Here is a 6,000-nt window from a genome sequence, read left to right on the forward strand (position 1 = left end):
ACCTCCGCAATGACCTCCGCAATGACCATTGAAGTCAGAGCCCCTGCCAGCAGTGCCAACCTGGGACCTGGATTTGACTGTGTGGGCATCAGTTTTGCCCTGTACACCACCGTCCGGGTGAAGGTGCAGGATGCCCTGGAAATTGTGCCCATCGGGCCAGACCTGCAAGACACCCCCAGAGATGAAAGCAACATCGTGTATCAGGCGATGCTGGCCCTCTCTGAGGCGGCAGGACAGCAACTCCCTCCGGTGCGCCTGGAAATTGAGAGTGGCATTCCTCTGGCACGGGGTCTGGGCAGCAGCGCGGCTGCTCTGGTGGCAGGCATGGTTGCCGCCAATGAGCTGCTGGATCGGCCCCTGGACACCCAGAGCCTCTTTGATCTGGCCAGCCGTCTGGAAGGACACCCGGACAATGCAGGAGCTTCGCTGGTGGGGGGTGCAGTGGTGGCCACTTTTGATGGACAGGGGGCAAAATACCTGCAGTTCCAGCTTCCTGAAAACCTCAGGGCACTGCTGGTGGTGCCCCAGTATGCCCTGGAAACCTCCAAGGCCAGAGGGATTTTGCCTGACACCTACTCCCGCACTGACATGGTGTTCCAGCTTTCCCATGCTGCTTTGCTGGCTGCAGGTCTGGCCAGTGGAAACCTTGCTGTTTTTAAAGAAGCCATGCGGGACCGCCTGCACCAGCCTTACCGTGCAGCGCTGGTTCCTGGCCTGCTGGAACTGCTGGAAGGTGCTCCAGAACATGGCGCTCTGGGCGCAGCCCTCAGCGGAGCAGGCCCCAGCGTTCTGTGCTTCTACGAGGCGAACAGTGATGTGTCTGCCCTGAAAGCTTTCCTGACGGGCGTGCTGGAGCAACATGGTGTGACGGCCCTGCTGGAAGAGTTGCCTCTGGACAACGCTGGAGTGCAGGTTTCTTTGCACCCAGAAAACTGAATCTGTAAGCCCCAGAAGCTTCAAAACCCGAACCTGAAAGGACATCCTTTCGGGTTTCTTTGTGCCTTCTGCCTTCTGCCTTTTGCCTTCTGCCGTCTCAAAACCCTGTTTCTGCACTACACAAACGAAAGTATTCCGTTATACTGGTACGCGTATGCGTCAAATCGTCGTTGGCACACGCGGCAGCGCACTTGCACTCGCTCAGACGCGCCAGATCGTCGCCCGCCTCAAAGAAGAATGGCCCGAGATTGAATTCCGAATTCAGACCATCACCACTCGGGGAGACAAAGAACAGGGCGCACTGAAAGGCGACAAGGGGTTCTTCACCAAAGAGATTGAAGAAGCCCTGCTGGCCAGTCGCATTGACATTGCCGTGCACAGCCTCAAAGACCTTCCCACCGAGAACCCCGAAGGACTGGAGATCGCCAGCATCCCCCGCCGTGTGGATGCCCGCGATGCCCTGGTGGGTCGTTCTGGCATGAAATCCCTCAAAGACCTCCCTCAGGGTGCAGTTGTGGGCACCAGCAGCACCCGCCGCAAGGCCCTGCTGAAAGCCTACCGCCCTGACCTTGAACTCCGTGACCTGCGCGGCAACGTGGACACCCGTCTGGCTGCACTGGGTCGCGGTGAATACGATGCCATCGTGCTGGCCGCTGCAGGCCTGATCCGCATGGACCTCCGAAACCGCATCGATGAGTTTCTGGATGTGGGCATTTTGCTGCCCGCCCCAGGACAGGGTGCACTGGCCCTGCAAACCCGCGCAGACGATGACCTTGTCATTGAAACCGCCTACTCCATCAATGATGCAGACACCGATGACCGCATCACTGCAGAACGCAGCTTCCTGCACGCCATCGGGATGGGCTGCATGGCCCCGGTGGGTGCTCTGGCCACCATCGAAAAAGGTGCTTTGAAGCTGGAAGGGGCCATTGCCGCTCCAGATGGCAGCACCGTGATCCGCGCTTCCATCGAAGGGGACCCTGAAGAGTGTGAAGCCCTGGGCGAAGAACTCGCAGAAGGCATGCTGCAACAGGGCGCAAGAGAACTGGTGAAGTAACGCTTTTCCAGAGCAACACATTTGCACCTCCAGAAATGGAGGTGTTTTTTGATGGGTCTGAAATCTGTCGTGCTGCACGGAATTTGAGATTTTGAGCAATTCTCGGATCAAACCTGTCCAGGGAAGAACAGGGGGGTGTGTTAAGATCTTTGAGGTTCAGCCCTGATAGACAGATGTGCTTCGGGGTTCGGTTGGCACGTTAAAATCTTGCTTTAGGAGGCAACATGCTCGTTACTGGTTCTCAAATTCTGGTTCCTGCCCGCGAAGGAAAATACGGTGTTGGCGCATTCAACACCAACGACCTGGAAATCACCCAGGCCATCATTCACACTGCCGAAAGACTGCGCAGCCCCGTGATCGTCCAGATCTCCGAGGGTGCCCTCAAATACGGTGGCAAGGACCTGGTCAATGTGGTCATCGACCTGGCCACCCGCGCCACCGTGCCCGTGGCCCTGCACCTCGACCACGGCTCCAGCTACGAGAGCGCCCTGAAAGCCATCAGCCTGGGCTTCTCCAGCGTGATGATCGATGCCAGCCACCACGGCTTTGAAGAGAACGCCCACGAAACCAAGCGTGTGGTGGAAGCCGCCCACGCCATGGGCGTGACCGTGGAAGCCGAAATTGGCCGCCTCGGGGGCATCGAGGAGCACATCGAGGTCAGCGAAGAAGACGCTTTCCTCACCAACCCCGAAGAAGCCCAGAAGTTCGTGGAAGCCACTGGCGTGGACTACCTCGCCATTGCCATCGGCACCTCTCACGGCGCTTACAAAGGCAAAGGCCGTCCTTTCATTGACCACAGCCGCATTGAGAAGTGCGCCCAGCTGCTGAGCATTCCCCTGGTGGCCCACGGCTCCAGCGGCGTGCCCCCCTACATTGTCGAGCGCCTGCGTGCTGCTGGCGGCGTGATTGGTGACGCTTTCGGCATTGCTGACGAGGACCTGCAGCAGGCCACCCAGCACGGCATTGCCAAGGTCAACGTGGACACCGACCTGCGTCTGGCCTTCACCGTGGGTGTGCGCGAAGCCCTCGCCAAGAACCCCAAAGAGTTCGACCCCAGAAAGATCCTCGGTCCAGCCCGCGACCTGATGGGCGAACTGGTGGAGCACAAACTGCGCGTGCTCGGGTCTGTCGGGAAAGCCTGAATTTAGACCTGACTGGAAGTTCAAAATCCCGCTTTGGCGGGATTTTTTGTTTCTTGTATGGGATGTTGTCATGCTTTATGTGTGATTGAATTGACGACATCTGGACTCTATTGATGTTCGCAATAGCAGTGTCATGCTTTTGCTGAGCAAAGCGCCAGGTGCGAACCCGTCCGGCCCGGGAGCGACACGGAGGAGGGTACCTCAAAAACAGCGCTGTCGCCCCCAAAGCGCATTCAGAGCAAAGAAGTGCTCAACAGGGTCAAGAAGCACGCAGTGGATTCAGGAAGCATGTTTTGAGTGCAATACAGCGAATGAAACACCCAGGTGCATTTGAGAAAGCTGCAGTTCTTTGAGCATGGATGAATCATCCAGTGCTGTGTTTCTCTCCATCCTTGAGCACTTGCCGCTGGCCTTCACCGTGGTGTGCGCGAAGCCCTTGCCAGGAACCCCAAAGGGTTTGACCCCAGAAAGATCCTCGGCCCAGCCCGCGACCTGATGGGCGAACGGGTGGAGCACAAACTGCGTGTGCTTGGGTCTGTCACTTGATCGGTACAAAAAGAGATTCCTGCATTTGCAGGAATCTCTTTTTGTATCAGGTCATTCCTTTTATGCCATGAACAGCATAAAATTGGTGTCTACACGAAGATGGGCTCTTTGGGGGGTTTTGGACAGGGTGTAGGAGAAGGAAACCAAATGCTGCCCCCGCCACCGGTGTTGCCACCTCCAGTTGAGCCTCTACCAATGATGGTGGTTTCGCATACCGCCAGAAGGGTATCGGTTTGGAGGGTGTGCGCCTCAGAGGTTGGGGCCACTGGTTTGGCAATCAGTCCCAACAAAGAAAATACGGCTGCGGCTGCAAACATCAAAACAGTTTTCTTTTTCATACGTCCTCCTGAAAAGACAAAGGTACTCTAGCATGAGGGATTCCACAGATGTGCAAGCACGTTTATACGAGACAAAGCGCCGGTGTCTTTCCATCAGCCCAGCTCTGGAAATAGAAAGTGATTTTCAGGTCTGTGAATTCATGGGAGAACAATTGCTGGCCATGCAACTCTTTGCTCAACTCGACCATCTGACAGCCCAGGATGAAAGATGGTTCGGACAATGCTTGATGTCACTGGGACACTGTGAACGTGCCATTGAACACTATACCCGTGCCATCGAGATGGGTTGCGTTGAGGCCAGAATAGACATGGTAAGGCCACTTTTGGTTGTGCATTCTCAGAAAGATGCGGAAATGGCGCTGGATTCTTTTGACCCTGAGCAATTGCAGGGCTACAATCGTCCTTTGTGGTACCGCAATGCCAGTACAGTTCTTGTGATGAAAAAAGACAGTGAAGGTTCTTTGCAACATGCCAGAGAAGCCTGGCGGACCATTCAGGGTCTGGCGGAATTTCCTTTTATTGCCCCCAAAGTCCTTTTTGAATTGTCTGATACCTATGACCATATGGGTGATGCAAAACTTGCCATCTATTATCTGGACAGAGCAGATGAAATCTCATCCTACAAATATAATATAAGCATTAAGCTTTCGCGGATCGCGCTGTATTACAAAAATGGAAAATACTCTTTAATTGTGCCATTGATCAAGGAACTTCTGCAAAAAGATGAATACAGTGCATTTCACCATATGGCAGATCTGTACATGGGGCACATCTATAGAATCAGAAATCAGACGGATGAGGCAATAAATTCTTACAAAAAAGTCATTGCTTTGCTTCAAGATGACATTTCCAAAGAAATGGAATTGCAGGCAAGGGTTTTGCTGTCCAGCATCTATGCTTTGCAGAGAAGAAAGATAGAATGTTTTCATGAAGAATCCAGAGCAAAGGATCTTGCTATATCTAAAGTAGGAGATTTTCACCTTTCTCTGAGAATCCTTTACAATGACTTTGCTTTGGATAGAAGAACCGCTGATGATGTTGTCTTGGATCTAATGAAAATTGAGGGGTATTGCAAAGAGGAAGGTGACATTGGACTCTGGCTCCGTGCTGGCATGATCCTGTCTGAAATTTACTGTTCGGCATATCCTGAAAAATTTTCAGATAAAATTGAAGAGGTTTTGATGAATATTACTTACTACAAATTCTATTACCATATGCGATCTGAATGGTATTACTTGCCCAGGTCGTTTGCTTTTGTTGGTGAAAAATATCCAAATTTGATGGAAGAGAAAAACGAAAAAATAAAACTTGTTACTATAGACAGAGAAGAATTATTGATAGAAAATCAAGCAATCGCTTTGCCTTTCAGGAAAATTGTGGAAATTATCGCTTATTTAAAATACAAAAATGGTGCTAGAATATCTGAAATCGTCACTGATGTGTTCGGAGAAATGGAGCCTGACAAGGGGCGTAACTATTTTCATCAGATAAAACATCAATTGAATGATAAAATGGATGCTGTTCGGATTGAATTTGATAAGAAATCAAAAAAATACATTCTGGTTGCGGATTTGCCAATACATTGGGATCTGGAAAGCATTATTCGTGAGAACTCGACGTTCAAAGGCATTTTCCTCCCTTCCAGTGGGAGCGACTGGGTGATCGAACTCAACCAGAAGCTCAGCGAATGACGTGAACTTAAAATGTTGTGCTGTGTCCGCTTCGAGCGATTTCTGGTGATCGTCAGGGGAGTGTGCCTGAGGTGCCATGTCCATCGATACGAGAGAACAGAATTCAAAAACATACGTGTGAGTTGGGGTGCTCATCCACTCGCACAGCACAGGGTTAAGATAGCAGGCCACCGCTTATAAATCGCTTATATGCTGTTTAAGCGACATACGGTCGTCCGCTGCGATGATCCCGCAGGGGGCAGGCAAAAAGCAGGGCAGCAGTAAAATTCGACTTGTGAGAACCAAAAAAA

At 52.2% G+C, this 6,000-nt stretch carries 5 protein-coding genes and 1 pseudogene; 5 read left to right on the forward strand and 1 reads right to left on the reverse strand.

Annotated features, from left to right (window positions below):
• Positions 1–21: 21 nt before the first annotated feature.
• From thrB to kbaY, 4 genes and pseudogenes are all read left to right on the forward strand, one after another.
• A complete protein-coding gene (gene thrB, locus IEY52_RS19365) occupies positions 22–936 on the forward strand; it encodes a homoserine kinase (RefSeq protein WP_229684875.1) in 915 nt (304 codons plus the stop codon).
• Between the two features lie 154 nt (positions 937–1,090).
• A complete protein-coding gene (gene hemC, locus IEY52_RS19370; protein WP_189005561.1) occupies positions 1,091–1,993 on the forward strand; it encodes a hydroxymethylbilane synthase in 903 nt (300 codons plus the stop codon).
• Between the two features lie 224 nt (positions 1,994–2,217).
• Positions 2,218–3,135: a class II fructose-1,6-bisphosphate aldolase gene (fba, locus tag IEY52_RS19375; protein ID WP_189005563.1), complete on the forward strand. Its 918-nt coding sequence runs from the start codon at positions 2,218–2,220 to the stop codon at positions 3,133–3,135.
• A gap of 420 nt (positions 3,136–3,555) precedes the next feature.
• A pseudogene (gene kbaY / locus IEY52_RS27195) lies at positions 3,556–3,681 on the forward strand (tagatose-bisphosphate aldolase subunit KbaY); the annotation flags it as partial.
• A gap of 89 nt (positions 3,682–3,770) precedes the next feature.
• Here kbaY and IEY52_RS19380 read toward each other — a convergent pair.
• Positions 3,771–4,019: a hypothetical protein gene (locus IEY52_RS19380; protein WP_189005565.1), complete on the reverse strand. Its 249-nt coding sequence runs from the start codon at positions 4,017–4,019 to the stop codon at positions 3,771–3,773.
• A gap of 32 nt (positions 4,020–4,051) precedes the next feature.
• Here IEY52_RS19380 and IEY52_RS19385 point away from each other — a divergent pair, with 32 nt between their 5' ends.
• Positions 4,052–5,710, forward strand: coding sequence for a tetratricopeptide repeat protein (locus IEY52_RS19385; RefSeq protein WP_189005567.1), 1,659 nt, complete (start codon positions 4,052–4,054; stop codon positions 5,708–5,710).
• Positions 5,711–6,000 lie beyond the last annotated feature (290 nt).

The sequence above is a fragment of the Deinococcus roseus genome, from assembly GCF_014646895.1.
Lineage (GTDB): Bacteria > Deinococcota > Deinococci > Deinococcales > Deinococcaceae > Deinococcus_C > Deinococcus_C roseus.

Excerpts from the sequence above, each read along its gene's own strand:
- fba (WP_189005563.1), top strand. The coding sequence starts at position 2,218 with ATGCTCGTTACTGGTTCTCAAATTCTGGTTCCTGCCCGCGAAGGAAAA.
- thrB (WP_229684875.1), top strand. The coding sequence starts at position 22 with ATGACCATTGAAGTCAGAGCCCCTGCCAGCAGTGCCAACCTGGGACCT.
- hemC (WP_189005561.1), top strand. The coding sequence starts at position 1,091 with ATGCGTCAAATCGTCGTTGGCACACGCGGCAGCGCACTTGCACTCGCT.
- IEY52_RS19385 (WP_189005567.1), top strand. The coding sequence starts at position 4,052 with ATGAGGGATTCCACAGATGTGCAAGCACGTTTATACGAGACAAAGCGC.
- IEY52_RS19380 (WP_189005565.1), bottom strand. The coding sequence starts at position 4,019 with ATGAAAAAGAAAACTGTTTTGATGTTTGCAGCCGCAGCCGTATTTTCT.